The following is a 24,972-nucleotide window of genomic DNA, read 5'->3' as shown; positions in this document are numbered from 1 at the left end:
CGGTGGCGCCGCCGGGGGAGGCGGAGGCGCCGGTGCGCGCGCTGCGAGCAGTGCGTGCGCGGCCCGGAGGGGGCGCCTGGCTACGATGGGCCAGCCGGTGGCCCGCTTGACCACGCGGCCCGATACGACACCCCTCCGGGAAGGCCATGCTGAACAAGTACGCGCGTGCGTTCTTCACGCGTGTTCTCACGCCGTTCGCCGCCCTGCTCATCCGCCTCGGCGTCAGCCCCGACGCGGTGACCCTCGTCGGTACCGGCGGTGTGGTGGCGGGCGCCCTGGTCTTCTACCCGCGGGGGGAGTTCTTCTGGGGCACGGTCGTCATCACCCTGTTCGTCTTCTCGGACCTGGTGGACGGCAACATGGCCCGGCAGCTGGGCCGCTCCAGCCGCTGGGGCGCCTTCCTGGACTCCACGCTCGACCGCGTCGCCGACTCGGCGATCTTCGGCGGACTCGCGCTGTGGTACGCGGGCAGCGGTGACGACAACGTGCTCTGCGCGGTGTCGATCTTCTGCCTCGCCAGCGGCCAGGTCGTCTCGTACACGAAGGCGCGCGGCGAGAGCATCGGGCTGCCCGTGAACGTCAACGGCCTCGTCGAGCGCGCCGAGCGGCTGGTCATCTCGCTGGTGGCGTGCGGCTTCGCGGGCCTGCACAAGTTCGGCGTGCCGGGCATCCAGTACCTGCTGCCCGTGGCGCTGTGGATCGTGGCCGCCGGCAGCCTCGTGACCCTGATCCAGCGGGTGGTGACCGTGCGCCGCGAGTCGGCCGAGGCGGAGGCCGAGGCCGCGGCGGCGCAGGGCGGTGGCAACGGGTGAAGGAACGGCTGACCGACGCGCTCTACGGGCTCGGCTGGGCCGCCGTCAAGAAGCTGCCGGAGCCGCTGGCCGTACGGCTGGGGCAGCAGATCGCCGACGTGGCGTGGCGGCGGCGCGGCGGCGGCGTGCTGCGCCTGGAGGCCAACCTGGCCCGGGTGCTGCCGGGGGCGTCCGCGGAGCGCCTCGCGCAGGTGTCCCGGGCGGGCATGCGCTCGTACATGCGCTACTGGATGGAGTCCTTCCGGCTGCCGGTGTGGAGTGCGGAGCGCAGGCGCTCGTCCTTCGCCCCGGAGGGCCTGGGCCACCTGGAGGAGGCCCTGGCGAGCGGGCGCGGCGTGGTCGTCGCGCTGCCGCACATGGGCAACTACGACCTCGCGGGCGCGTGGGTGACCACGCGGCTCGGGGTGCCCTTCACGACGGTGGCCGAGCGGCTGAAGCCCGAGACGCTCTACGACCGCTTCGTCGCCTATCGCGAGGGCCTGGGCATGGAGGTGCTGCCCCACGCGGGCGGCAGTGCCTTCGGCACGCTGGCGCGCCGGCTGCGCGCCGGGGGACTGGTGTGCCTGGTGGCCGACCGCGACCTGTCCTCCTCGGGCATAGAGGTCACCTTCTTCGGCGAGGCCACGAAGATGCCCGCCGGGCCCGCGATGCTCGCCGTGCAGACCGGGGCGCTGCTGCTCCCGGTGACGCTCTGGTACGACAGCTCGCCGGTGATGAAGGGCCGGGTGCACGCCCCGGTCGAGGTGCCCGCGGAGGGCACCCGCGCCGAGAAGGCCGCCGCCATGACCCAGCAGGTCGCCGACATCTTCGCCGCCGGGATCGCCGAGCACCCGCAGGACTGGCATATGCTCCAGCGACTGTGGCTCGCCGACCTGGAGCCGCGCCCGGACGGGCCGGACGGGCCGGACGGGCCGCCCGGCGCGCCGGACGGGCCTGCGGGCGGGGCGCGGGGCAAAGGCGCGGGCACGTCGGAGAGCGACCGGAGGGACGGGGCATGAGGATCGGGATCGTCTGTCCCTACTCGTGGGACGTGCCCGGAGGCGTGCAGTTCCACATCCGGGACCTGGCCGAGCACCTCATCCGGCTGGGCCACGAGGTGTCGGTGCTGGCCCCGGCGGACGACGAGACGCCGCTGCCGCCCTTCGTCGTCTCGGCCGGGCGGGCCGTGCCCGTCCCGTACAACGGCTCGGTGGCGCGGCTGAACTTCGGCTTCCTGTCGGCCGCCCGCGTGCGGCGCTGGCTGCACGACGGCGACTTCGACGTCATCCACATCCACGAACCCACCTCCCCCTCGCTGGGCCTGCTGGCCTGCTGGGCCGCGCAGGGCCCGATCGTGGCGACCTTCCACACCTCCAACCCGCGCTCCCGCGCGATGATCGCGGCCTATCCGATCCTCCAGCCCGCCCTGGAGAAGATCAGTGCCCGCATCGCGGTGAGCGAATACGCACGCCGGACGCTCGTCGAGCACCTGGGCGGCGACGCCGTCGTCATTCCCAACGGCGTCGACGTCGACTTCTTCGCCCGCGCCGAGCCCAAGCAGGAGTGGCAGGGCGGGACGATCGGCTTCATCGGCCGCATCGACGAACCCCGCAAGGGCCTGCCTGTGCTCATGCGCGCCCTGCCGAAGATCTTCGCCGCGTGCCCGGACGCCCGGCTGCTGGTCGCCGGCCGGGGCGACGAGGAGGAGGCCGTCGCCGGCCTGCCCCGCGAGATGCGCGACCGCGTCGAGTTCCTCGGCATGGTCAGCGACGAGGACAAGGCGCGGCTGCTGCGCAGCGTCGACGTCTACGTCGCCCCCAACACGGGCGGGGAGTCCTTCGGCATCATCCTGGTCGAGGCGATGTCGGCGGGCGCCCCCGTCCTCGCCAGCGACCTGGACGCCTTCGCCCAGGTGCTCGACCAGGGCTCGGCCGGCGAGCTCTTCGCCAACGAGGACGCCGACGCGCTCGCCGCCGCGGCCGTCCGGCTGCTGGGCGACCCGCAGCAGCGGGCCGGGCTGAGCGAGCGCGGCAGCACGCACGTGCGCCGCTTCGACTGGTCCCGCGTGGGCGCCGACATCCTGGCCGTCTACGAGACGGTCACGGCCGGCGCGGCCTCGGTCGCCGCCGACGAACGCACCGGCCTGCGCGCCCGCTTCGGCCTCGCCCGCGACTAGCCGTTCCGGCGGAATGCCGGGTACGTGCCGGTAACCGGCAGCGTGCGCATTCCGCCGGACCCTCGCCGTGGTGGCTTCTTGCCGTTGCGGCGGCCCATGGTTTCAGGGCCGGTGACGGACCGCCGCGGACGGCTTACGCCGGGCCCTCCGCCTCGCGCGGCGCCGGGCCGTCGGCCCGGGCCGACGCGCCCGCCGTTCCGAACAGGGATATGCCGTGCCGCGCCCGGAAGCGCCGGCTGCGCCGTACGGTGATCACCACCACCAGGGCCAGCAGGGTGAACGACTGGATCCGGCCGACCACCGGGACCGCGTCGACGGGCAGCACCAGCGCCTGCACCGTGCTCAGGGCGGCGTCGACCAGCTGCACGCCCGCCCACAGCAGGGTCAGGCCCCGCAGCGCCTGCCGGTACGCGGGCATCTCCTGCCAGGCCCGCTCGGCCTCCGCGTCGCCGCTGCCGCGCCGCAGGTGCGTGCCGAGGTGGAAGGCGAAGGGCCGCGAGAGGAACAGCGTGCCCCCGATCCACAGGCCCAGCACGGCCGGGATCGCGGCGTCCTTCAGCAGCAGCACCCGCGGATCCCCGCTCACCACCGACGTGGCCGCCGAGACGGCGAGCAGGGCGACGACGAGCAGGTCGAAGAAGGCGACGTGCCGGCGGCGGACGGCCGTGACGACCGCGTGCGCGGCCGGTATCGCGCCACTGATCAGCAGGGCCTGCCACTGGGCGGTGCCCTGCGCCCGCAGCACGTAATACAGCGCCACGGGCAGGGCGATCGTGATGGTCAGGGGGACGAGCAGCGCTCGCCAGGCGTGCGGTGTCATGGGGTTTCCTCCCCGGCCCTTCGCCGGTCTTCTGCGTCCTGCAACGACGCTAGGCGCCGGCCGGGTGGAGACGGATCGGAGCCGGGGTGGAGAAACGCACGGACCGCCGCTCCGTCCGGCTCCACCCGCGGGTGGAGCCGGAGGCCGATATCGCCCCGCACAGCGGCCCCGCGGCGAGCGGTAACGTGGCCCGGCGTGACCACATTGATCTGGATCGTCGCCGCGCTGGTCGTCATCGGCGTCTATCTGAGCTGGACCGCCGGCCGGCTGGACCGCCTGCACAGCCGCATCGACGCCGCCCGCGCCGCCCTGGACGCCCAGCTGCTGCGCCGCGCCTCCGTCGCCCAGGAGCTGGGCACCGCCGGAGTCCTCGACCCGGCCGCCTCGATCGTGCTCTACCAGGCCGCCCACGCGGCCCGGCAGGCCGAGGAGGAGCACCGCGAGGTCGCCGAGAGCGAGCTGAGCCAGGCCCTGCGCGCGGTCTTCACGGAGGGCCCGCAGGTCGAGGCCGTCCGGGAGGCCCCGGGCGGCGAGGAGTCGCTGACCGAGCTGTCGGAGGCGGTCCGCCGGGTGCCGATGGCCAGGCGCTTCCACAACGACGCGGTCCGGGCCGCCCGCGCCGTGCGCAAGCACCGCGTGGTGCGCTGGTTCCGCCTCGCCGGCCACGCGCCCTTTCCGATGGCCTTCGAGATGGACGACGAGCCGCCCGCCGCACTGGAACCCGGGATGAACAGCTGACCGGAGGAGCCACCGGCCTCCGATTGGCTCTTTTTCCGGGGAACCCGGCTGGGTTGTATGAGGGCCGCAGCATCACCGCCCTTGATAGTGAGGTCACCACGTGTCCAGCACGGTCCCCAGCACGTCCACCACCCCCGAGACCGGTACCGCCCGCGTCAAGCGCGGCATGGCCGAGCAGCTCAAGGGCGGCGTGATCATGGACGTCGTCAACGCCGAGCAGGCGAAGATCGCCGAGGACGCGGGCGCGGTCGCCGTCATGGCGCTCGAGCGGGTTCCGGCCGACATCCGCAAGGACGGCGGCGTGGCCCGCATGTCCGACCCCAACATGATCGAAGAGATCATCGGCGCCGTCTCCATCCCGGTCATGGCCAAGTCCCGCATCGGCCACTTCGTCGAGGCCCAGGTCCTCCAGTCGCTCGGCGTCGACTACATCGACGAGTCCGAGGTCCTCACCCCGGCCGACGAGGTCAACCACTCCGACAAGTGGGCCTTCACCACCCCCTTCGTCTGCGGTGCCACCAACCTGGGCGAGGCCCTGCGCCGCATCGCCGAGGGCGCCGCCATGATCCGCTCCAAGGGCGAGGCCGGCACCGGCAACGTCGTGGAGGCCGTGCGCCACCTGCGCCAGATCAAGAACGAGATCGCCAAGCTGCGCGGCTTCGACAACAACGAGCTGTTCGCCGCCGCCAAGGAGCTGCGCGCCCCGTACGAGCTCGTCAAGGAGGTCGCCGAGCTCGGCAAGCTGCCGGTCGTCCTCTTCTCCGCCGGTGGCGTGGCCACCCCCGCCGACGCCGCGCTGATGCGCCAGCTCGGTGCCGAGGGCGTCTTCGTCGGCTCCGGCATCTTCAAGTCCGGCGACCCGGCCAAGCGCGCCGCCGCCATCGTGAAGGCCACCACCTTCTACGACGACCCGAAGGTCATCGCGGACGCCTCCCGCAACCTCGGCGAGGCCATGGTCGGCATCAACTGCGACACCCTCCCCGAGGCCGAGCGCTACGCCAACCGCGGCTGGTAAACACCGCACCGCTTTTCCCGGCCGGGCGGCCCGCGCACGACGGCGGGCCGCCCACCGGTCGTCCAGACCCGAGACGGAGAACTCCCCCGTGGCATCCCTTTCCACGCCCACCATCGGCGTCCTCGCCCTCCAGGGCGACGTCCGCGAGCACCTCGTCGCCCTCGCCTCCGCCGACGCCCTCGCCCGCCCCGTGCGCCGCCCCGAGGAGCTCGCGGAGATCGACGGCCTGGTGATACCCGGCGGCGAGTCCACCACCATGTCCAAGCTCGCCGTCGCCTTCGGCATGCTGGAGCCGCTGCGCGAGCGCGTGCGCGCCGGGATGCCCGTCTACGGCACCTGCGCCGGCATGATCATGCTCGCCGACAAGCTGCTCGACGGCCGCGAGGACCAGGAGACGCTCGGCGGCATCGACATGATCGTCCGCCGCAACGCCTTCGGCCGGCAGAACGAGTCCTTCGAGGCCACCGTCGACGTGGCCGGCATCGAAGGCGGCCCTGTCGAGGGCATCTTCATCCGCGCCCCCTGGGTCGAGTCCACCGGCGCCGCCGCCGAGGTCATCGCCACCTACGACGGCCACACCGTCGCCGTGCGCCAGGGCAACGTGCTGGCCACGTCCTTCCACCCGGAGCTCACCGGCGACCACCGCGTCCACGCGCTGTTCGTGGACATGGTGCGCGCAGCCCAGTAGCCCGGCCCCGGTAGGATCTCTGTCGTTCGTTTCAGAAATTGGTTACGCGAAGGAGACAGGCAGATGTCCGGCCACTCTAAATGGGCTACGACGAAGCACAAGAAGGCCGTGATCGATGCCAAGCGCGGCAAGCTCTTCGCGAAGCTGATCAAGAACATCGAGGTCGCGGCCCGCATGGGCGGCGTCGACATCGAGGGCAACCCGACGCTCTACGACGCCATCCAGAAGGCGAAGAAGCAGTCGGTCCCCAACAAGAACATCGACTCCGCGGTCAAGCGCGGCGGCGGTCTCGAAGCGGGCGGCGCCGACTACGAGACGATCATGTACGAGGGCTACGGCCCGAACGGCGTGGCGGTCCTCATCGAGTGCCTCACCGACAACCGCAACCGCGCCGCCTCCGACGTGCGCGTCGCCATGACCCGCAACGGCGGCTCCATGGCCGACCCGGGCTCCGTGTCGTACCTGTTCAACCGCAAGGGCGTCATCATCGTCCCCAAGGGTGAGCTGACCGAGGACGACGTCCTGGGCGCGGTCCTCGACGCCGGCGCCGAAGAGGTCAACGACCTCGGCGAGAGCTTCGAGGTCATCAGCGAGGCCACCGACCTGGTCGCGGTCCGCACCGCGCTCCAGGAGGCGGGCATCGACTACGACTCCGCCGAGGCCAACTTCGTCCCCACCATGCAGGTGGAGCTCGAAGAGGAGGGCGCGCGCAAGATCTTCAAGCTGATCGACGCCCTTGAGGACAGCGACGACGTCCAGAACGTGTTCGCCAACTTCGACGTCTCCGACGACGTCATGGCGAAGGTAGATGCGTAAGGCACGCACGGCATCCGCCTGCGGTCGGCCGACGGGCCGGCGGGACACGCGTCCCGCCGGCCCGTCGTCGTGAACGGCCGTTGTCAGTGGCAGCCGATAGCCTGCCCGGGCAGATGAGCGATACGGAGGGGGCGGACATGCGGGTGCTGGGTGTGGACCCCGGATTGACGCGGTGCGGCGTCGGCGTGGTCGAGGGCACCGCGGGCCGCCCGCTGCGCATGGTCGGGGTCGGAGTGGTCCGCACCCCCGCGGACGCCGAGGTCGCCGACCGCCTCGTCCTCATCGAGCGCGGCATCGAGCAGTGGCTCGACGAGCACCGGCCCGAATTCGTCGCCGTGGAGCGCGTCTTCAGCCAGCACAACGTCCGTACGGTCATGGGCACCGCCCAGGCCAGTGCCGTCGCCATGCTCTGCGCCGCCCGCCGCGGCCTGCCCGTCGCGCTGCACACCCCCAGCGAGGTCAAGGCGGCCGTCACCGGCTCCGGCCGGGCCGACAAGGCCCAGGTCGGCTCCATGGTCACCCGCCTCCTGCGGCTCGACGCACCGCCGAAGCCCGCCGACGCCGCCGACGCCCTGGCCCTGGCCATCTGCCACATCTGGCGCGCCCCCGTGACGAACCGCCTCCAGCAGCTCGCCGCCGCCCAGCGCCGCACCACCGCCCCCGTACGCCTCCCGAAGGGCACCCGATGATCGCCTTCGTCTCCGGCCCCGTCGCCGCCCTCGCCCCCGACACCGCGGTCGTCGAGGTCGGCGGCATCGGCATGGCCGTCCAGTGCACGCCCGGCACGCTGGCGACCCTGCGCGTCGGGCAGCCGGCCCGCCTCGCCACCTCCCTCGTCGTCCGGGAGGACTCCCTGACCCTCTACGGCTTCGCCGACGACGACGAGCGCCAGACCTTCGAGCTGCTCCAGACCGCGAGCGGCGTCGGCCCCCGCCTCGCCCAGGCCATGCTCGCCGTCCACAGCCCCGACGCCCTCCGGCAGGCCTTCGCCTCGGCCGACGAGAAGGCGCTCACCGCCGTCCCCGGCATCGGCAAGAAGGGCGCGCAGAAGCTGCTCCTGGAGCTGAAGGACCGGCTCGGCAAGCCGGTCGGCTCCGCCGCGGCGGCCCCCGCTCACGCCGCCGCGGGGTGGCGCGATCAGCTGCAGGCCGCGCTCGTCGGTCTGGGCTATGCCGCCCGCGAGGCGGACGAGGCGGTGGAGGCGGTGGCGCCCCGGGCGGAGGCCGTTCTCGCCGACGGCGGTCAGCCGCAGGTCGGCCAGTTGCTGCGGGCCGCGCTGCAGACGCTGAACCGGGCGCGATGACCAGGGTCCGGTGCAGCCCGGTGGGCGGTTTGTGCCCACCCTCCCCCAGCTACCGCTGGGAGGTGCCCCCATCGCCCTGCGGAACGCCTGCCCACAAACTGACCGAGCATTCAACCGTGAGGTTTCACCCGTGAACTGGGACGACGACGCATCCGACGCTGCCGGCGACCGCCTCGTCGGCACCGACGCCGACGGCGAGGACCGGGCCGTCGAGGCCGCGCTGCGCCCCAAGGACCTCGGCGAGTTCGTCGGCCAGGAGCGCGTCCGCGAGCAGCTCGACCTCGTCCTCAAGGCCGCCCGCGCCCGCGGCGCCACCGCCGACCACGTGCTGCTCTCCGGCGCCCCCGGCCTCGGCAAGACCACCCTCTCGATGATCATCGCGGCCGAGATGGGCGCCCCCATCCGCATCACCTCCGGCCCCGCCATCCAGCACGCCGGCGACCTCGCCGCGATCCTCTCCTCCCTCACCGAAGGTGAGGTCCTCTTCCTCGACGAGATCCACCGCATGTCGCGGCCCGCCGAGGAGATGCTCTACATGGCCATGGAGGACTTCCGCGTCGACGTGATCGTCGGCAAGGGCCCCGGCGCCACCGCCATCCCCCTGGAGCTGCCGCCCTTCACCCTCGTCGGCGCCACCACCAGGGCCGGCCTCCTGCCGCCCCCGCTGCGCGACCGCTTCGGCTTCACCGGGCACATGGAGTTCTACGCCCCCGCCGAGCTCCAGCGCGTGGTGCACCGCTCCGCCCGCCTGCTGGACGTGGAGATAGCGGACCAGGGCGCCGCCGAGATCGCCGGCCGCTCCCGCGGCACCCCCCGCATCGCCAACCGCCTGCTGCGCCGCGTCCGCGACTACGCCCAGGTCAAGGCCGACGGCGTGATCACGCGCGAGATCGCCGCCCAGGCCCTGGACGTCTACGAGGTCGACGCCCGCGGCCTCGACCGCCTCGACCGAGCCGTCCTGACCGCCCTCCTCAAGCTCTTCGGCGGCGGCCCGGTCGGCCTGTCGACGCTGGCCGTGGCCGTCGGCGAGGAGCGCGAGACGGTCGAGGAGGTCGCCGAGCCGTTCCTCGTCCGCGAGGGCCTGCTGGCCCGTACGCCCAGGGGCCGCGTCGCGACCCCGGCCGCCTGGGAGCACCTCGGCCTCGTGCGGGACGCGGGCGCGGCGGGCACCCCGTCCCAGCAGGGCCTCTTCGGCGGGTGACGGCGCGGGGGCTGGTCCGGTCAGGAACCACGGTGCCATGCTGGGCGTTGTTCCATAGGTGCGGACTCGCTTAGACTCCGCCGATGCCGTCCGGTACCGGCACGGCATACCACCCCCGTAGAAGGCCGCGTCCCGCGGTCGTGTGAAGGAAACCCCGTCCCGTGAATATCGTGACTCTCCTGCCGTTCATCGTGCTCATCGGGGCCATGTTCCTGATGACGCGGTCGGCCAAGAACAAGCAGCGCCAGGCGGCGCAGATGCGCGACCAGATGCACCCGGGCACCGGCGTGCGGACGATCGGCGGCATGTACGCCACCGTCAAGGAGGTCAACGACGACACGGTCCTCCTCGAGGTGGCCCCCGGCGTCCACGCCATCTACGCGAAGAACGCCATCGGCGCCGTTCTGGAGGACTCCGAGTACAACCGCATCGTCCACGGGATCGAGCAGGACGAGTCCGAGACCCCTGTCGTCCCGGACGATGCGTCGTCGCTGACCGAGGCCGAGGCCCCGGGCGAGAAGAAGATCGACCTGGGCAAGGGCGAGGCCGCCGAGGCGGAGAAGGCCGCGGAGCCGGAGGACGCCGAGAAGGGCGCCGAGCCGCAGGCCAAGGACGTCAAGGACGTCAAGGGCGCCGAGCGGGACGGCAAGGACGGCGGCACCGACGCGAAGTAGCCCATCGAGGAACCGCGGAGCACCGCTCGGTCGGTGCGCCGCGGTTCCCTGACGGTCTAGGCTCCGGCGGGGGGCAGGTCCCCACTACATTCGTGGCCGCCCGGCCACTGCACGGCGCCGGGCGGTTGGACAGGGAGAAACGACAAGGTGGCAGCACCGAAGAAGGGCCGCAGGTCCCCGGGCGGCCAGGGCAGGCCGGGCAGGGTCCTGGCCCTGATCCTGATCGCCATGGTGGCGCTCACCGGGGGGATGTTCGCCTCCGGGCGGACCACGCCGCGGCTGGGCATCGACCTCGCGGGCGGCACCAGCTTCACGCTGGAGGCCAAGAACGAGCCCGGCAAGCCCAACGCGATCAACCCGACCAACATGAACACCGCGGTCGGCATCATCGAGCGGCGTGTCAACGGTCTCGGCGTCACCGAGGCCGAGGTCCAGACGCAGGGCGACAACCACATCATCGTGAACATCCCCAAGGGGACGAACGCGAAGCAGGCCCGCCAGCAGGTCGGTACCACCGCCAAGCTCGGCTTCCGCCCCGTCCTGTCCGTGGCCCCCGGTGCGAAGACCGAGCCCACTCCCAACGCCTCCACGCCCGGTAAGGACAAGGACGGCAAGGACAAGGACGACAAGAGCAAGGACGACAAGAACAAGCCGTCCGGCTCTCCGTCCGCCTCCGCCGGCGCCGGCAGCCCCTCCTCGAGCGCGAGCCCGCGCCAGCAGGGCCGCCCGGTCACCGACGCCGTCAAGGCCGACGCCACCCCGTCCGCCTCGGCCGTCGCCAAGGACGACAAGGCGAAGGACGAGAAGAAGGACGACGCCAAGAAGGACGACAAGGCCAAGGACGACAAGTCCAAGGAGCCCACGCCGTCCCCGGCCGACGTCGCCGCGCTGCAGAAGCAGCTCGACGCCCTGGACTGCACCACCCCCGAGGGCCGCGCCAAGGCCAACGAGGCCGCGTCGGGCGCCAAGACCACCGACGTCATCGTCGCGTGCAAGAAGGACGGTTCGGCCAAGGAGATCCTCGGCCCGGTGTCCGTCGAGGGCACCAACGTCACCGGCGCCAGCGCCGTCTTCGACAGCCAGCAGGGCCGCGGCTGGCTCGTCCAGCTGAAGTTCGACTCCACCGGCTCCAAGAAGTTCGCCGCGGTCACTGGCCAGCTCGCGAGCAAGCAGGCCCCGCAGAACCAGTTCGCGATCGTGCTGGACGGCGAGGTCGTCTCCGACCCGTCCGTCTCCACCTCGATCACCGGCGGCCAGGCGGAGATCTCCGGCGGCTTCACCCAGGCCACCGCCCAGGACCTGGCCAACGTGCTGTCCTACGGCGCCCTGCCGCTCTCCTTCGACGTCGTCACCGAGCAGACGGTCACCGCCGCGCTCGGCGGCGACCAGCTGCGCGCCGGCCTCCTCGCCGGTGCCATCGGCCTGCTCCTGGTCGTCGTCTACCTCGTGGCGTACTACCGCGGTCTCGCGCTCGTCGCCCTCGCCAGCCTCCTGTGCTCGGCGATCCTCACCTACACGATCATGGTGCTGCTGGGCCAGGCCATCGGCTTCGCGCTGAACCTGCCGGCCGTCTGCGGTGCGATCGTCGCGATCGGCATCACCGCCGACTCCTTCATCGTCTACTTCGAGCGCATCCGCGACGAGATCCGCGAGGGCCGCACCCTGCGCCCGGCGGTCGAGCGCGGCTGGCCGCGCGCCCGCCGCACGATCCTGGTCTCCGACTTCGTGTCGTTCCTCGCCGCCGCCGTGCTCTTCATCGTCACCGTCGGCAAGGTGCAGGGCTTCGCGTTCACGCTTGGCCTGACCACCCTCCTCGACGTCGTCGTGGTCTTCTTCTTCACCAAGCCGCTGATGACGCTCCTGGCCCGCCGCAAGTTCTTCGCCAGCGGTCACCCCTGGTCCGGGCTGGACCCGAAGCGGCTCGGCGCCAGGCCGCCGCTGCGGGCCTCCCGCCGCCGCCCCGCCGCCCCCGCCGACCCGAAGGAGGCGTGAGATGTCCAAGCTCGGCAATCTCGGTGCCCGGCTCTACCGCGGCGAGGTCGGCTACGACTTCGTGGCCAAGCGGAAGATCTGGTACGGCATCTCGATCCTCATCACCATCACGGCCATCGTCGGCCTGGCGGTGCGGGGCCTGAACTTCGGCATCGAGTTCTCCGGCGGCGCGGTCTTCACCACGCCCAAGACCTCGGTCTCGGCGGACGCCGCCCGCCAGACGGCGGAGGAGGCCTCCGGCCACACCGCGATCGTCCAGAAGCTCGGCAACGGCCCGCTGCGCATCCAGGTCAGCGACGTCACCACCGAGCAGTCGCGCGCCACCCAGGAAGCCCTGGCCAAGAAGCTCGGCGTCTCCACGGACAAGGTCAACACCGACATCGTCGGCCCGAGCTGGGGCGACCAGATCGCCAACAAGGCATGGACCGGCCTGGCCGTCTTCATGATCCTCGTGGTGATCTACCTCGCGATCGCCTTCGAGTGGCGGATGGCGCTCGCCGCCCTGGTCGCGCTGATCCACGACCTCACCATCACCGTGGGCGTCTACGCCCTGGTCGGCTTCGAGGTCACCCCGGGCACCGTGATCGGTCTGCTCACGATCCTCGGTTACTCCCTCTACGACACCGTCGTCGTCTTCGACGGTCTGAAGGAGAGCTCGAAGGACATCACGAAGCAGACCCGCTTCACCTACAGCGAGATCGCCAACCGCAGCCTCAACGGCACCCTGGTGCGCTCGATCAACACCACCGTGGTGGCGCTGCTGCCGGTCGCCGGCCTGCTGTTCATCGGCGGCGGCTTCCTCGGCGCGGGCATGCTCAACGACATCTCGCTCGCCCTGTTCGTCGGCCTCGCGGCCGGCGCCTACTCCTCGATCTTCATCGCCACCCCGCTGGTCGCCGACTTCAAGGAGCGCGACCCGCAGATGAAGGCCCTGGCCAAGCGGGTGCGCGCCAAGCGCGCCGCCGCGGCCGCGAAGGGCGAGCCGGGCGAGGCGGAGCCGCGCGACGCCGTCCCCGGAGTGGAGGACGACGAGGATGAGGACACCGGCACCGCCGGCGTCGTCGCCCCCCGCGCCCGCGGCAGCCGCGGCCGTGCCCAGGGGAAGCGCCGATGAGCGCCACCGGAGTCGGCCCGGCCGACGAGAAGCTGCGTGACCTGCTGCTCGCGCACATCCACGACGTGCCCGACTATCCCCAGCCGGGCGTGATGTTCAAGGACATCACCCCGCTGCTGGCCGACGCCACGGCATTCGCCGCCCTGACCGACGCCCTGGCGGAGGCGTGCAAGCGCCACGGCGCCACCAAGGTCGTCGGCCTGGAGGCCCGGGGCTTCATCCTCGGCGCCCCGGCCGCCGTCGGCGCCGGGCTCGGCTTCGTGCCCGTGCGCAAGGCCGGCAAGCTCCCCGGAGCCACGCTGGCCCAGGCGTATGAGCTGGAGTACGGCACGGCGGAGATCGAGATGCACGCCGATGCGGTGGGCCCGGGCGACCGCGTCCTCGTCATCGACGACGTCCTGGCCACGGGCGGCACCGCCGAGGCCTCGGTCCGGCTGATCCGCCGGGCCGGCGCCGAGGTGGCCGGCGTCGTCGTGCTCATGGAGCTCGGCTTCCTGCCCGGCCGCGAGCGCCTCTCCGGCGCTCTCGAGGGCGCGCCGCTGGAGGCGCTGATCACCGTCTGACCTGCCACGACGGCACGGACCGGACATGCGGGACGGCCCCCGGGGAAGACCCCGGGGGCCGTCCCGCGTTCTTGTGAGCACAGCCGGGTGCGCGAAGCCCCCGCCGCCCGGGCTCGATACCATGGCAGTCCGGACCTGATCGGGGGGCCGGACCCCGCATGAGGAGTGCTCTTGCCAGACGAGGCCCAGCCGCTCACCGCCGCACAGCAGGACAAGCCGTCTCCCGAGGCCGCGGCGGCCACGGGTACGCCCACGGGCCGCCCGCAGAGCGCGCCTGAGTCCACGCCCCGGCCGCCCGCCGGCCCCGGGGCCGGGGCCGGCAGCGGGCCGAAGAGCCCGGTCCCGGCCGTCGCCGGCACCTCGCCCGCCCGGCCCACGCCCCCGCCGAGCGCTCCCCGCCCCGGCTCCTCCAGCCGCGTCCGGGCCCGCCTCGCCCGCCTCGGCGTCCAGCGCTCCAGCCCGTACAACCCGGTGCTCGAACCGCTCCTGCGCATAGTGCGCGGAAACGACCCGAAGGCCGACGCCACCACCCTGCGCCAGATCGAGCGCGCCTACCAGGTCGCCGAGCGCTGGCACCGCGGCCAGAAGCGCAAGAGCGGCGACCCGTACATCACCCACCCCCTCGCGGTGACCACGATCCTCGCCGAGCTCGGCATGGACCCGGCCACGCTGATGGCGGGCCTGCTGCACGACACCGTCGAGGACACCGAGTACGGCCTGGACGACCTGCGCCGCGACTTCGGCGACCAGGTCGCCCTGCTGGTGGACGGCGTCACCAAGCTGGACCGCGTGCAGTTCGGCGAGGCCGCGCAGGCCGAGACCGTCCGCAAGATGGTCGTCGCCATGGCCAAGGACCCGCGCGTCCTGGTCATCAAGCTCGCCGACCGCCTGCACAACATGCGCACCATGCGCTACCTCAAGCGGGAGAAGCAGGAGAAGAAGGCCCGCGAGACCCTGGAGATCTACGCCCCGCTGGCGCACCGGCTGGGCATGAACACCATCAAGTGGGAGCTGGAGGACCTCGCCTTCGCGATCCTCTACCCCAAGATGTACGACGAGATCGTCCGCCTCGTCGCCGAGCGGGCCCCCAAGCGCGACGAGTACCTCGCCATCGTCACCGACGAGGTCCAGGCCGATCTGCGCGCCGCCCGCATCAAGGCCACCGTCACCGGCCGCCCGAAGCACTACTACAGCGTCTACCAGAAGATGATCGTGCGGGGCCGGGACTTCGCCGAGATCTACGACCTGGTGGGCATCCGCGTCCTCGTCGACACCGTCCGCGACTGCTACGCGGCGCTCGGCACCGTCCACGCCCGGTGGAATCCGGTCCCGGGGCGGTTCAAGGACTACATCGCGATGCCCAAGTTCAACATGTACCAGTCGCTGCACACGACGGTCATAGGTCCCAGCGGCAAGCCCGTCGAGCTCCAGATCCGCACGTTCGACATGCACCGCCGCGCCGAGTACGGCATCGCCGCGCACTGGAAGTACAAGCAGGAGGCCGTCGCCGGCGCCTCCAAGGTGCGCACCGACGTGCCCAAGAACGCCGGCAAGAACCAGGACACCGTCAATGACATGGCCTGGCTGCGGCAGCTGCTGGACTGGCAGAAGGAGACGGAGGACCCGGGCGAGTTCCTGGAGTCCCTGCGCTTCGACCTCTCCCGCAACGAGGTCTTCGTCTTCACCCCCAAGGGCGATGTCATAGCGCTCCCGGCCGGGGCCACCCCGGTCGACTTCGCCTACGCCGTCCACACCGAGGTCGGCCACCGCACGATAGGGGCCAGGGTCAACGGGCGCCTCGTGCCCCTGGAGTCCACCCTGGACAACGGCGATCTGGTCGAGGTCTTCACCTCCAAGGCGCCCGGCGCCGGCCCCTCCCGCGACTGGCTGGGCTTCGTCAAGTCCCCCCGCGCGCGCAACAAGATCCGGGCCTGGTTCTCCAAGGAGCGCCGCGACGAGGCGATCGAGCAGGGCAAGGACGCCATCGCGCGCGCCATGCGCAAGCAGAACCTGCCGATCCAGCGGATCCTCACCGGCGACTCCCTGGTCACCCTCGCGCACGAGATGCGCTACCCCGACATCTCCTCCCTCTACGCCGCCATCGGCGAGGGCCATGTCGCGGCGCAGGGCGTCGTGCAGAAGCTGGTCCAGGCCCTCGGCGGCGAGGACGCGGCGACCGAGGACATCGAGGAGACCGCGCCGATCCGCGGCCGCTCCAAGCGCCGCTCCAGCGCCGACCCCGGCGTGATCGTCAAGGGCGTCGAGGACGTCTGGGTGAAGCTGGCCCGCTGTTGTACGCCGGTGCCCGGCGACCCCATCATCGGCTTCGTCACCCGCGGCAACGGCATCTCGGTGCACCGCGCCGACTGCGTCAACGTCGAGTCGCTCTCGCAGCAGCCCGAGCGGATCATCGACGTCGAGTGGGCGCCCACCCAGTCCTCGGTCTTCCTGGTCGCGATCCAGGTCGAGGCGCTGGACCGCTCCCGGCTGCTGTCGGACGTCACGCGCGTCCTGTCCGACCAGCACGTCAACATCCTCTCGGCGGCCGTGCAGACGTCCCGGGACCGGGTGGCCACGTCGCGCTTCACCTTCGAGATGGGCGACCCGAAGCACCTCGGCCACGTCCTGAAGGCCGTACGGGGCGTGGAGGGCGTGTACGACGTCTACCGCGTGACGTCGGCCCGCAGGCCGTAACGCGTAAACGCGTAAAAAGACTCCGCCCCCGGTGCGACGCACCGGGGGCGGAGTCTTTTTAACGAGGCCTTCAGCCGCCGAACTCCTCCAGGCCCTTCAGGGCCTGGTCCAGCAGCGCCTTGCGCCCCTCGAGCTCCTGCGCGAGCTTGTTCGCCTTGGCGTCATTGCCCGCGGCACGCGCCTTGTCGACCTGCTCCTGGAGCTTGTCGACGGCCGCCTGAAGCTGGCCGGTCAGCCCCGCCGCACGGGCCCGCGCCTCCGGGTTCGTACGCCGCCACTCGGCCTCCTCGGCCTCCTGGATGGCGCGCTCCACCGCGTGCATCCGGCCCTCGATCTTCGGCCGGGCGTCGCGCGGGACGTGGCCGATGGCCTCCCAGCGCTCGTTGATCGAGCGGAACGCGGCGCGGGCGGCCTTCAGGTCGGTGACGGGCAGGAGCTTCTCGGCCTCGGCCGCGAGCTCCTCCTTGTGCGTCAGGTTGACCGACTGCTCGGCGTCGCGCTCGGCGAACACCTCGCTGCGCGCCTGGAAGAAGACGTCCTGCGCACCGCGGAAGCGGCCCCACAGCTCGTCCTCCGCCTCGCGCTGCGCACGGCCGACGGCCTTCCACTCGGCCATCAGGTCGCGGTAACGCGCGGCCGTCGGGCCCCAGTCGGTGGAACCGGACAGCGCCTCGGCCTCGGCGACCAGCTTCTCCTTGGCCTTGCGGGCGTCCTCGCGCTGGGCGTCGAGGGCCGCGAAGTGCGCCTTGCGCCGCTTGGAGAACGCCGAGCGGGCGTGCGAGAAGCGGTGCCACAGCTCGTCGTCGGCCTTGCGGTCCAGCCGCGGCAGGCCCTTCCAGGTGTCGACCAGGGCGCGCAGCCGCTCGCCGGCGGCCCGCCACTGCTCGCTCGCCGCCAGTTCCTCGGCCTCGGCGACCAGCGCCTCCTTGGCCGTGCGCGCCTCGTCGGCCTGCTTGGCCTTCGCCGCCTTGCGCTCCTCGCGGCGCGCCTCGACCGTCGCGACGAGCTTGTCGAGCCGGGTCCGCAGCGCGTCGAGGTCACCGACGGCGTGGTGCTCGTCGACCTGCGTGCGCAGGTGGTCGATCGCGACGGTCGCGTCCTTGGCCGACAGGTCGGTGGTCTTGACCCGCTTCTCGAGGAGGCCGATCTCGACGACCAGGCCCTCGTACTTGCGCTCGAAGTAAGCAAGGGCCTCCTCGGGAGACCCGGCCTGCCACGATCCGACGACCTGCTCGCCGTCGGCAGTACGCACGTACACGGTCCCCGTCTCGTCGACGCGGCCCCATGGGTCGCTGCTCACAGCGCCTCCTCCACATGATGCCGGGGCCGGCGTGCGGCCCTCGCGCATCGTCCACAGTTGTTCCGGGCAGGGCCGCGCCCTGGCCGGTCCGGCGGCTTGATCATCGCCTGATCATTCGGGTGCGGGTAGCCGCCGGATCAGGCACCCTACACAACGCCAACATAGGCGACCGGCGCCCTGGCTGTCCGTATCCCGCGCGACCGAAATTTCGCTGAGCGGGCAACAGCCGGGCAACGGAGGCCTGATCGGAGCGGTGCGCCCGGCGTCAGGACTTGGCGACCGTCGCCTTGTCGATGACGACCGTCGCGTTCGGGGCACCGTCGCCGGACCCCCGGTCCTCGCCCGCGTCCGCGATCTTCTTGAGCGTCTTCATGCCCTCGGCGCCGATCGTGCCGAAGGGTGTGTACGACGGCGGCAGCGGGCTGTCCTGGTAGACGAGGAAGAACTGGCTGCCGCCGGTGTGCGGCTGGCTGGTGTTGGCCATCGCGACCGTGCCCGCGGGGTAGACGTTCCCCTTGAGCTTCGGGTCCTTGAGGTTCTCGTCGGGCAGGGTGTAGCCCGGGCCGCCCGAGCCGGTGCCCTTGGGGTCGCCGCACTGGAGGACGTAGATCCCGGCAGTGGTCAGGCGGTGGCACTTGGTGTGGTCGAAGTAGCCCTCGCCGGCCAGGAAGTTGAAGGAGTTGACCGTGTGCGGGGCGTTCGCCGCGTCGAGCTTGACGTCGATCGTGCCGCAGGTCGTCTTCAAGTCCATGGCGTACGCCGCGGACTTGTCGATGCTCATCTCCGGCTCCGACTTCCACGTCTTCGTGGCGGGGGAGCCGGGGGCGGGCTTGGCGCACGGGTCCGGACCCTTCGAGGGCGCCTTGGAGGTCTCGGGCGCCGCGGCGTCGGTCTTGTCCTTCTTGTCGTCGCCGGACAGCGCACCCGTGGCGTACGCGGTCACGCCCGCGGCCACCACCACCGCCAGGGCGGCGGCGATCACCGCGTTCCGCCGCCGGGCCTTGCGCCGGGCCTCTTCGCGGCGCTGCTGCTGCCGCTCGAACTTCTCCCGGGCGAGCTGCCGCCGCCGCTGCTCGTTACTGACCACCGGGTCTACTCCTCATACCGACTTGTCCATGTCATGAGCCCTGTGTTGCTGGTGTGCCCGTACGGTATACGGGTTCGCGGCCGCGGAGGTGCCGCCGGTAGGCTCTTGTTCGCAGCCGGTGATCCCCGCAGGGCGTCGCGGCCGCACCGCTGATGAAAACTGCTGGTCGATCATTAAGGACGAATGTGCTGATTGCCGGGTTCCCCGCCGGGGCCTGGGGGACCAATTGCTATCTGGTCGCCCCTGCCGCCGGCGAGGAGTGCGTGATCATCGACCCGGGCCACCAGGCGGCCCCCGGGGTCGAGGAGGCGCTCAGGAAGCATCGGCTCAAGCCCGTCGCCGTCGTCCTCACCCACGGCCACATCGACCACGTCGCCTCGGTCGTCCCGGTGTGCGGCGCCCACGACGTCCCGGCCTGGATCCACCCCGCCGACCGCTACATGATGAGCGACCCGGAGAAGGCCCTCGGCCGCTCCATCGGGCAGCAGCTCATGGGCGAGCTGACCGTCGGGGAGCCGGACGACGTCAAGGAGCTGACCGACGGCTCGCGCCTCGACCTCGCCGGGCTGGAATTCACCGTCGCGCACGCGCCCGGCCATACCAAGGGGTCGGTGACCTTCCGGATGCCCGAGACCGCCGACGTCCCGTCGGTCTTCTTCTCGGGCGACCTGCTGTTCGCCGGCTCCATCGGACGCACCGACCTGCCGGGCGGTGATCACGCCGAGATGCTCCGGTCGCTGGCACGCGTGTGCCTGCCCCTGGACGACTCGACCGTGGTCCTCTCCGGCCACGGCCCCCAGACCAGCATCGGCCGCGAGCGCGCCACCAACCCGTACCTGCGGGAAGTGGCGGACACGCTGCGCGGCTCCGGAGGCGGCCCTACCGCCGCTCCGCGAAGAGGAATGTGACGATTTTCCCGTGAGTACGTTCAAGGCCCCCAAGGGCACCTACGACCTCAAGCCCCCCACCTCCGCCGTCTACCTCGCGGTCCGCGAGGCCATCGCCGCCCCGCTCAAGCGCGCCGGCTACGGCTACGTCGAGACCCCCGGCTTCGAGCAGGTCGAGCTGTTCTCCCGCGGCGTCGGCGAGTCGACCGACATCGTGACCAAGGAGATGTACACCCTCACCACGCGCGGCGGCGACCAGCTCGCCCTGCGCCCCGAGGGCACCGCCTCCGTGCTGCGCGCCGCCCTGGAGGGCAACCTCCACAAGGACGGCAACCTGCCCGTCAAGCTCTGGTACTCCGGCTCGTACTACCGCTACGAGCGCCCGCAGAAGGGCCGCTACCGCCACTTCTCGCAGGTCGGCGCGGAGGCCATCGGCGCCGAGGACCCGGCGCTGGACGCCGAGCTGATCATCCTGGCCGTCGACGCGTACAAGTCGCTGGGCCTGAGCAACTTCCGCCTCCTGCTGAACTCGCTCGGCGACAAGGAGTGCCGCCCCGTCTACCGCGCCGCCCTCCAGGACTTCCTGCGCGGCCTGGAGCTGGACGAGGACACCCGCCGCCGCATCGAGATCAACCCGCTGCGCGTCCTGGACGACAAGCGCGAGGACGTCCAGAAGCAGCTCGTCGGCGCCCCGCTCTTCCGCGACCACCTCTGCGAGGCCTGCAAGGCCTACCACGACCAGGTGCGCGAGCTGCTGACCGCCGCGGGCGTCGAGTTCGAGGACGACCCCAAGCTCGTCCGCGGCCTCGACTACTACACCCGCACCACCTTCGAGTTCGTCCACGACGGCCTCGGCTCGCAGTCCGCGGTCGGCGGCGGCGGGCGCTACGACGGCCTGTCCGAGATGATCGGCGGCCCCGCGCTGCCGTCCGTCGGCTGGGCGCTCGGCGTCGACCGCACGGTGCTCGCCCTGGAGGCCGAGGGCATCGCGCTCGACCTGCCCTCGCCCACCGAGGTCTACGCCGTCCCGCTCGGCGACGAGGCCCGCAAGATCCTCTTCGGTCTGGTCACCGAGCTGCGCCGGCAGGGCGTCGCCACCGACTTCGCGTACGGCGGCAAGGGTCTGAAGAACGCGATGAAGTCGGCCAACCGCTCCGGCGCCCGCTTCGCGGTCATCGCCGGCGAGCGCGACCTGGCCGAGGGGAACGTGCAGCTCAAGGACCTGGAGAGCGGCGAGCAGAAGGCCGTCGCCCTCGCCGACGTCGTGGGTGAAGTCCTGGCCAAGCAGGGCTGATTGTCACTCCGCTGGTGCAGAATGGGCGCCAGGGACCGACTGATGGGATCAACGGCGCTATGACCACTTCGGCACTCGACCGCTCCGACACCGACGGCGACGAGCGGGACGGCCCCGCGACCGGCGCCGCGGGAGGCAGCCGCGCGTTCGCGCTGCTGCTGGTCATCACCGGTGCGCTGGGGCTGCTCGCCGCGTGGGTCATCACGATCGACAAGAACAAGATCCTTGAGGCCAAGGCGGTCGGGAAGACCTTCACCCCCGGGTGCAGCCTCAACCCGATCGTCTCCTGCGGCAACATCATGGAGAGTGAGCAGGCCCACGCCTTCGGGTTCCCCAATCCGATGCTGGGGCTGGTCTGCTACGGCGCGATCATCGCGATCGGCCTGGCGCTGCTCTCGGGCGCCCGCTTCCCGCGCTGGTACTGGCTCGGCATGCAGGCCGGCACGCTCTTCGGCGTCGCCTTCTGCACCTGGCTCCAGTACCAGTCGCTGTACGTCATCGGGTCGCTGTGCCTGTGGTGCTGCCTGGCCTGGGTCGCCACGATCTTCATGTTCTGCTACGTGACCGTGCAGAACATCCGGCACCGCTTCATTCCCCTGCCGGACGGCCCGCGCCGCGCGATCCTGGAGTTCCACTGGGTCGTGCCCGTGCTGTGGGTCGGCATCATCGGCATGCTGATCCTCACCCGCTGGTGGGACTTCTGGACCGGCGGCACCGCCTGATCCCCCGCCCCTCGCGCACCTGGCTTGATCGACGCCGCCGGACCTCACGGTCCGGCGGCGTTGTCAGTGGGGTGGCATAGGGTTTCGGACGTGGAGCCCGACCTGTTCACCGCAGCCGCAGAGGACCGCCAGGAGAGAGACCCGGCGAGCAGTCCCCTGGCCGTGCGCATGCGCCCCCGCACGCTCGACGAGGTCGTGGGGCAGGGACATCTGCTCAAGCCCGGCAGCCCCCTGCGAAGGCTGGTGGGGGAGGGCAGCGGCGGCCCGGCCGGCCCCTCGTCGGTGATCCTCTGGGGCCCGCCCGGCATCGGCAAGACGACCCTCGCCTACGTGGTCAGCCAGGCCACCAACAAGCGCTTCGTGGAGCTCTCCGCGATCACCGCGGGCGTCAAGGAAGTACGGGCCGTCATCGACGGCGCGCGCCGCGCCTCCGGGGGCTACGGCAAGGAGACCGTCCTCTTCCTCGACGAGATCCACCGCTTCAGCAAGGCCCAGCAGGACTCCCTCCTGCCGGCCGTGGAGAACCGCTGGGTCACGCTCATCGCGGCCACCACGGAGAATCCGTACTTCTCGATCATCTCCCCGCTGCTCTCCCGTTCCCTGCTGCTGACGCTCCAGGCGCTCACCGACGAGGACCTGCGGGGGCTGCTGCACCGCGCCCTCACCGACGAGCGCGGGCTCGGCGGCGCCGTGACCCTGCCCGAGGACGCCGAGGCGCACCTGCTGCGGATCGCCGGCGGCGACGCCCGGCGCGCCCTCACCGCGCTGGAGGCGGGCGCGGGCTCGGCCATAGCCAAGGGCGAGGCCGAGATCACCCTGGAGACGCTGGAGGACGCCGTCGACCGGGCGGCCGTGAAGTACGACCGCGCCGGCGACCAGCACTACGACGTCGCGAGCGCCCTGATCAAGTCGATCCGCGGCTCCGACGTGGACGCCACGCTGCACTATCTGGCCCGCATGATCGAGGCGGGAGAGGACCCGCGGTTCATCGCGCGGCGGCTGATGATCTCCGCGAGCGAGGACATCGGCCTGGCCGATCCGACGGCCCTCCAGACGGCGGTCGCCGGCGCGCAGGCCGTCGCGCTGATCGGCTTCCCCGAGGCGCGGATCACGCTGAGCCAGGTGGCGATCGCGCTGGCGCTGGCCCCGAAGTCCAACGCGGCCTACCTCGCCATCGACGCCGCCCTCGCGGACGTCCGGGCGGGCCTCGCCGGCCCGGTGCCGCCGCACCTGCGGGACGGCCACTACAAGGGCGCGGAGAAGCTGGGGCACGCGCAGGGGTATCTGTACCCGCACGATCTGCCCGGCGGCATCGCGGCCCAGCAGTACGCACCGGACGCGGTCCGGGGCAAGCAGTACTACGCGCCGACGCGGTACGGGGCGGAGGCCCGCTACGCGGATGTGGCGGAGAGGGTTCGCTCGCGCTTGCGGGGAGAACAGGAGGGCTGATTCAAGGTGCCGGACAAGCACCTTGAATCCGCCGCAACGGCGCGCGACCCCCGTGGTGGCGTCCGGTGGTGCCGAACCCTCCGCCCGGCGTCATTCCCCCGCGGCCTCGAAGAGGCGGTGCATCGCCCGCCGCAGGCCGACCACGTCGCGGACCGGGTCCGGGAATTCGAACCGCGCGTCGAAGGACCGGTCCGTCGGCGCCCCGCTGCCCGCACGGGTGAACCGCACCCGCAGCCCGAAGCGGTCCAGGGCCAGCGGCACCGCCCGGTCGCCCGCGCGGCGCGCGTCCTCGGCCCGCTCGCCGAGGAGCGCGTACAGCCCGAGGACCTGGTCGCCGTGGCCCGCGTGCAGGTGCTGGAGCAGCTCGGCCTCGTGGCCGACGAGCGGGTCCGGCTTCGCCCGGGTGAACTCCTCGGGCTCGACGTCCTCCGCGCCCCACAGGTCGTCCACGCTCGCTTCGCCGACCTCAAGGCGCACCATCATCCGGCCGGGCTCGGTCACGCCGGGGACGCAGGTGACCCAGCCGGAGATCCAGGCCCGCCCGCGGATGCGGCTGGGCACGGAGACCGGGGCCACGTCGGTGAGCTCCAGGACGGCGGGCAGCTCGTCGTCCTGGGCGTGGGTCGCGGCGCGCACGGCCGGGCTGTCGGCGGGGAAGACCAGGAAGACCTCGCCGTCGGGGCCGACGCTGCGCGCCTCGGGCATCAGCTGGTCGGGGCGGGTGGCGGCGGCCCCGGGAACGAGCAGCACCGCGGAGCATGTACTCTGTACGAGAGTTCGTGTGCGCTCGGCTGCTGACGGCATCCGCGCGATTTCAAGTCCGCTGGGACGCGGCTGACCACGATCTGATCGGACCTCCGTCACGTCGGCGCCATCGAGAGCGCCGGTCTTCTGCGTGCTGTCCGTGATGTGACTGGTGTTCCCCGGGCGAGACATGCGATCTCCTTGAGTAAGGTAAGCCTAACCTAACCTATTTCGGAGGTCTGGAGAACGTGCCTAACCAGTCGCGTCCCAAGGTCAAGAAGTCTCGTGCGCTCGGCATTGCGCTGACCCCGAAGGCCGTCAAGTACTTCGAGGCCCGCCCCTACCCGCCGGGCGAGCACGGCCGTGGCCGCAAGCAGAACAGCGACTACAAGGTCCGTCTGCTCGAGAAGCAGCGTCTGCGCGCCCAGTTCGACATCAGCGAGCGCCAGATGGTCCGCGCCTACGACCGCGCCCGCAAGGCCGAGGGCAAGACCGGCGAGGCCCTGGTGGTCGAGCTCGAGCGCCGCCTCGACGCCCTCGTCCTGCGTTCGGGCATCGCCCGCACCATCTACCAGGCCCGCCAGATGGTCGTCCACGGCCACATCGAGGTCAACGGTGGCAAGGTCGACAAGCCGTCCTTCCGCGTCACCCCGAACGACGTCGTGATGGTCCGCGAGCGCAGCCGCAGCAAGCCGCTGTTCGAGACCGCTCGCGCCGGTGGCTTCGCCGCCGACGGTGAGACCCCGCGCTACCTGCAGGTCAACCTGGGCGCCCTGGCCTTCCGCCTGGACCGCCTGCCCAACCGCAAGGAAGTTCCGGTCATCTGCGACGAGCAGCTCGTCGTCGAGTACTACGCCCGCTAAGTCCGGGTGTACCTCCCGGCAGCAGCCGGGGGAGCAGGACC

General features: G+C 71.7%; 24 protein-coding genes. 20 read left to right on the top strand and 4 right to left on the bottom strand.

Features of this window, described 5'->3' with window-relative positions; translation table 11 throughout:
• Positions 1-146 precede the first annotated feature (146 nt).
• From pgsA to D7231_RS27750, 3 genes are read left to right on the top strand one after another with little or no spacing between them, the layout of a single operon-like run.
• Complete coding sequence (gene pgsA, locus D7231_RS27760) at positions 147-812, top strand: phosphatidylinositol phosphate synthase (RefSeq protein ID WP_120758295.1); 666 nt, start codon at positions 147-149, stop codon at positions 810-812.
• Positions 809-1,810, top strand: coding sequence for a phosphatidylinositol mannoside acyltransferase (locus D7231_RS27755; RefSeq protein ID WP_120758294.1), 1,002 nt, complete (start codon positions 809-811; stop codon positions 1,808-1,810). Before pgsA ends, D7231_RS27755 begins: the two co-directional genes overlap by 4 nt.
• Positions 1,807-2,967 carry a glycosyltransferase family 4 protein gene (locus tag D7231_RS27750; RefSeq protein WP_120758293.1) on the top strand — a complete coding sequence of 387 codons (1,161 nt, stop codon included), beginning with the start codon at positions 1,807-1,809 and terminating at the stop codon, positions 2,965-2,967. Before D7231_RS27755 ends, D7231_RS27750 begins: the two co-directional genes overlap by 4 nt.
• Positions 2,968-3,100: 133 nt before the next feature.
• Here D7231_RS27750 and D7231_RS27745 read toward each other — a convergent pair whose 3' ends face one another.
• The gene (locus tag D7231_RS27745) at positions 3,101-3,787 is read right to left on the bottom strand and encodes a VC0807 family protein (RefSeq protein WP_199739471.1); all 687 of its coding nucleotides are present in this window, start codon (positions 3,785-3,787) and stop codon (positions 3,101-3,103) included.
• Positions 3,788-3,982: 195 nt separating this feature from the next.
• Between D7231_RS27745 and D7231_RS27740 the strand changes: the two genes are divergently transcribed.
• The 12 genes from D7231_RS27740 to D7231_RS27685 all read left to right on the top strand — a co-directional run bounded on the left by D7231_RS27740 (position 3,983) and on the right by D7231_RS27685 (position 16,585).
• Positions 3,983-4,525 carry a LemA family protein gene (locus D7231_RS27740; protein WP_120758292.1) on the top strand — a complete coding sequence of 181 codons (543 nt, stop codon included), beginning with the start codon at positions 3,983-3,985 and terminating at the stop codon, positions 4,523-4,525.
• Positions 4,526-4,625: 100 nt separating this feature from the next.
• Positions 4,626-5,540, top strand: coding sequence for a pyridoxal 5'-phosphate synthase lyase subunit PdxS (gene pdxS / locus D7231_RS27735; RefSeq protein WP_120758291.1), 915 nt, complete (start codon positions 4,626-4,628; stop codon positions 5,538-5,540).
• 88 nt (positions 5,541-5,628) lie between these two features.
• Entirely contained in the window at positions 5,629-6,228 is a 600-nt protein-coding gene (gene pdxT, locus D7231_RS27730) for a pyridoxal 5'-phosphate synthase glutaminase subunit PdxT (protein WP_120758290.1), read from the top strand.
• Positions 6,229-6,291: 63 nt separating this feature from the next.
• Positions 6,292-7,044 carry a YebC/PmpR family DNA-binding transcriptional regulator gene (locus D7231_RS27725; protein WP_120758289.1) on the top strand — a complete coding sequence of 251 codons (753 nt, stop codon included), beginning with the start codon at positions 6,292-6,294 and terminating at the stop codon, positions 7,042-7,044.
• A gap of 137 nt (positions 7,045-7,181) precedes the next feature.
• Entirely contained in the window at positions 7,182-7,733 is a 552-nt protein-coding gene (gene ruvC, locus D7231_RS27720) for a crossover junction endodeoxyribonuclease RuvC (RefSeq protein WP_120758288.1), read from the top strand.
• Positions 7,730-8,347 carry a Holliday junction branch migration protein RuvA gene (gene ruvA, locus D7231_RS27715; RefSeq protein ID WP_120758287.1) on the top strand — a complete coding sequence of 206 codons (618 nt, stop codon included), beginning with the start codon at positions 7,730-7,732 and terminating at the stop codon, positions 8,345-8,347. The genes ruvC and ruvA overlap by 4 nt, the downstream gene beginning before the upstream one ends.
• Before the next feature lie 130 nt (positions 8,348-8,477).
• Positions 8,478-9,548: a Holliday junction branch migration DNA helicase RuvB gene (gene ruvB, locus D7231_RS27710; RefSeq protein WP_120758286.1), complete on the top strand. Its 1,071-nt coding sequence runs from the start codon at positions 8,478-8,480 to the stop codon at positions 9,546-9,548.
• A 161-nt stretch (positions 9,549-9,709) separates the two neighbouring features.
• The gene (gene yajC, locus D7231_RS27705) at positions 9,710-10,222 is read left to right on the top strand and encodes a preprotein translocase subunit YajC (RefSeq protein ID WP_120758285.1); all 513 of its coding nucleotides are present in this window, start codon (positions 9,710-9,712) and stop codon (positions 10,220-10,222) included.
• 147 nt (positions 10,223-10,369) lie between these two features.
• Positions 10,370-12,214, top strand: coding sequence for a protein translocase subunit SecD (gene secD / locus D7231_RS27700; RefSeq protein ID WP_120758284.1), 1,845 nt, complete (start codon positions 10,370-10,372; stop codon positions 12,212-12,214).
• 1 nt (position 12,215) lies between these two features.
• On the top strand, positions 12,216-13,328 hold the full coding sequence (secF, locus tag D7231_RS27695; RefSeq protein WP_120758283.1) for a protein translocase subunit SecF: 1,113 nt from the start codon (positions 12,216-12,218) through the stop codon (positions 13,326-13,328).
• Positions 13,325-13,891: an adenine phosphoribosyltransferase gene (locus tag D7231_RS27690; RefSeq protein ID WP_120758282.1), complete on the top strand. Its 567-nt coding sequence runs from the start codon at positions 13,325-13,327 to the stop codon at positions 13,889-13,891. The genes secF and D7231_RS27690 overlap by 4 nt, the downstream gene beginning before the upstream one ends.
• A gap of 171 nt (positions 13,892-14,062) precedes the next feature.
• Positions 14,063-16,585: a RelA/SpoT family protein gene (locus D7231_RS27685; RefSeq protein WP_120758281.1), complete on the top strand. Its 2,523-nt coding sequence runs from the start codon at positions 14,063-14,065 to the stop codon at positions 16,583-16,585.
• A 70-nt stretch (positions 16,586-16,655) separates the two neighbouring features.
• On the opposite strand, the gene D7231_RS27680 is transcribed toward D7231_RS27685, so the two are convergent.
• On the bottom strand, positions 16,656-17,885 hold the full coding sequence (locus D7231_RS27680) for a DUF349 domain-containing protein (RefSeq protein WP_120758280.1): 1,230 nt from the start codon (positions 17,883-17,885) through the stop codon (positions 16,656-16,658).
• Between the two features lie 265 nt (positions 17,886-18,150).
• Positions 18,151-18,972, bottom strand: coding sequence for a peptidylprolyl isomerase (locus D7231_RS27675; protein ID WP_120758279.1), 822 nt, complete (start codon positions 18,970-18,972; stop codon positions 18,151-18,153).
• Between the two features lie 185 nt (positions 18,973-19,157).
• Here D7231_RS27675 and D7231_RS27670 point away from each other — a divergent pair, with 185 nt between their 5' ends.
• The 4 genes from D7231_RS27670 (at position 19,158) to D7231_RS27655 (ending at position 23,324) form a co-directional block, all read left to right on the top strand.
• On the top strand, positions 19,158-19,880 hold the full coding sequence (locus tag D7231_RS27670; RefSeq protein ID WP_120758278.1) for an MBL fold metallo-hydrolase: 723 nt from the start codon (positions 19,158-19,160) through the stop codon (positions 19,878-19,880).
• 10 nt (positions 19,881-19,890) lie between these two features.
• Entirely contained in the window at positions 19,891-21,153 is a 1,263-nt protein-coding gene (gene hisS / locus D7231_RS27665) for a histidine--tRNA ligase (protein ID WP_120758277.1), read from the top strand.
• A 59-nt stretch (positions 21,154-21,212) separates the two neighbouring features.
• Positions 21,213-21,875 (top strand): vitamin K epoxide reductase family protein, encoded by a 663-nt coding sequence (locus D7231_RS27660; RefSeq protein WP_120758276.1) that lies wholly within the window; start codon positions 21,213-21,215, stop codon positions 21,873-21,875.
• A 90-nt stretch (positions 21,876-21,965) separates the two neighbouring features.
• Positions 21,966-23,324: a replication-associated recombination protein A gene (locus tag D7231_RS27655; protein WP_120758275.1), complete on the top strand. Its 1,359-nt coding sequence runs from the start codon at positions 21,966-21,968 to the stop codon at positions 23,322-23,324.
• A 90-nt stretch (positions 23,325-23,414) separates the two neighbouring features.
• Here D7231_RS27655 and D7231_RS27650 read toward each other — a convergent pair whose 3' ends face one another.
• Entirely contained in the window at positions 23,415-24,128 is a 714-nt protein-coding gene (locus D7231_RS27650; RefSeq protein WP_120758274.1) for a DUF2470 domain-containing protein, read from the bottom strand.
• Between the two features lie 188 nt (positions 24,129-24,316).
• Here D7231_RS27650 and rpsD point away from each other — a divergent pair, with 188 nt between their 5' ends.
• Complete coding sequence (gene rpsD / locus D7231_RS27645; protein WP_120758273.1) at positions 24,317-24,931, top strand: 30S ribosomal protein S4; 615 nt, start codon at positions 24,317-24,319, stop codon at positions 24,929-24,931.
• Positions 24,932-24,972 lie beyond the last annotated feature (41 nt).

The sequence above is a fragment of the Streptomyces klenkii genome (assembly GCF_003626645.1).
In the GTDB taxonomy this organism is placed as follows: domain Bacteria; phylum Actinomycetota; class Actinomycetes; order Streptomycetales; family Streptomycetaceae; genus Streptomyces; species Streptomyces klenkii.
The sequence above is the reverse complement of the archived record's forward strand: the minus strand, read 5'-3'. Positions and strand labels throughout refer to the sequence as shown.

Excerpts from the sequence above, each read along its gene's own strand:
- pgsA (WP_120758295.1), top strand. The coding sequence starts at position 147 with ATGCTGAACAAGTACGCGCGTGCGTTCTTCACGCGTGTTCTCACGCCG.
- D7231_RS27750 (WP_120758293.1), top strand. The coding sequence starts at position 1,807 with ATGAGGATCGGGATCGTCTGTCCCTACTCGTGGGACGTGCCCGGAGGC.
- D7231_RS27745 (WP_199739471.1), bottom strand. The coding sequence starts at position 3,787 with ATGACACCGCACGCCTGGCGAGCGCTGCTCGTCCCCCTGACCATCACG.
- D7231_RS27725 (WP_120758289.1), top strand. The coding sequence starts at position 6,292 with ATGTCCGGCCACTCTAAATGGGCTACGACGAAGCACAAGAAGGCCGTG.
- ruvC (WP_120758288.1), top strand. The coding sequence starts at position 7,182 with ATGCGGGTGCTGGGTGTGGACCCCGGATTGACGCGGTGCGGCGTCGGC.
- ruvA (WP_120758287.1), top strand. The coding sequence starts at position 7,730 with ATGATCGCCTTCGTCTCCGGCCCCGTCGCCGCCCTCGCCCCCGACACC.
- secF (WP_120758283.1), top strand. The coding sequence starts at position 12,216 with ATGTCCAAGCTCGGCAATCTCGGTGCCCGGCTCTACCGCGGCGAGGTC.
- D7231_RS27690 (WP_120758282.1), top strand. The coding sequence starts at position 13,325 with ATGAGCGCCACCGGAGTCGGCCCGGCCGACGAGAAGCTGCGTGACCTG.
- D7231_RS27660 (WP_120758276.1), top strand. The coding sequence starts at position 21,213 with ATGACCACTTCGGCACTCGACCGCTCCGACACCGACGGCGACGAGCGG.
- D7231_RS27650 (WP_120758274.1), bottom strand. The coding sequence starts at position 24,128 with ATGCCGTCAGCAGCCGAGCGCACACGAACTCTCGTACAGAGTACATGC.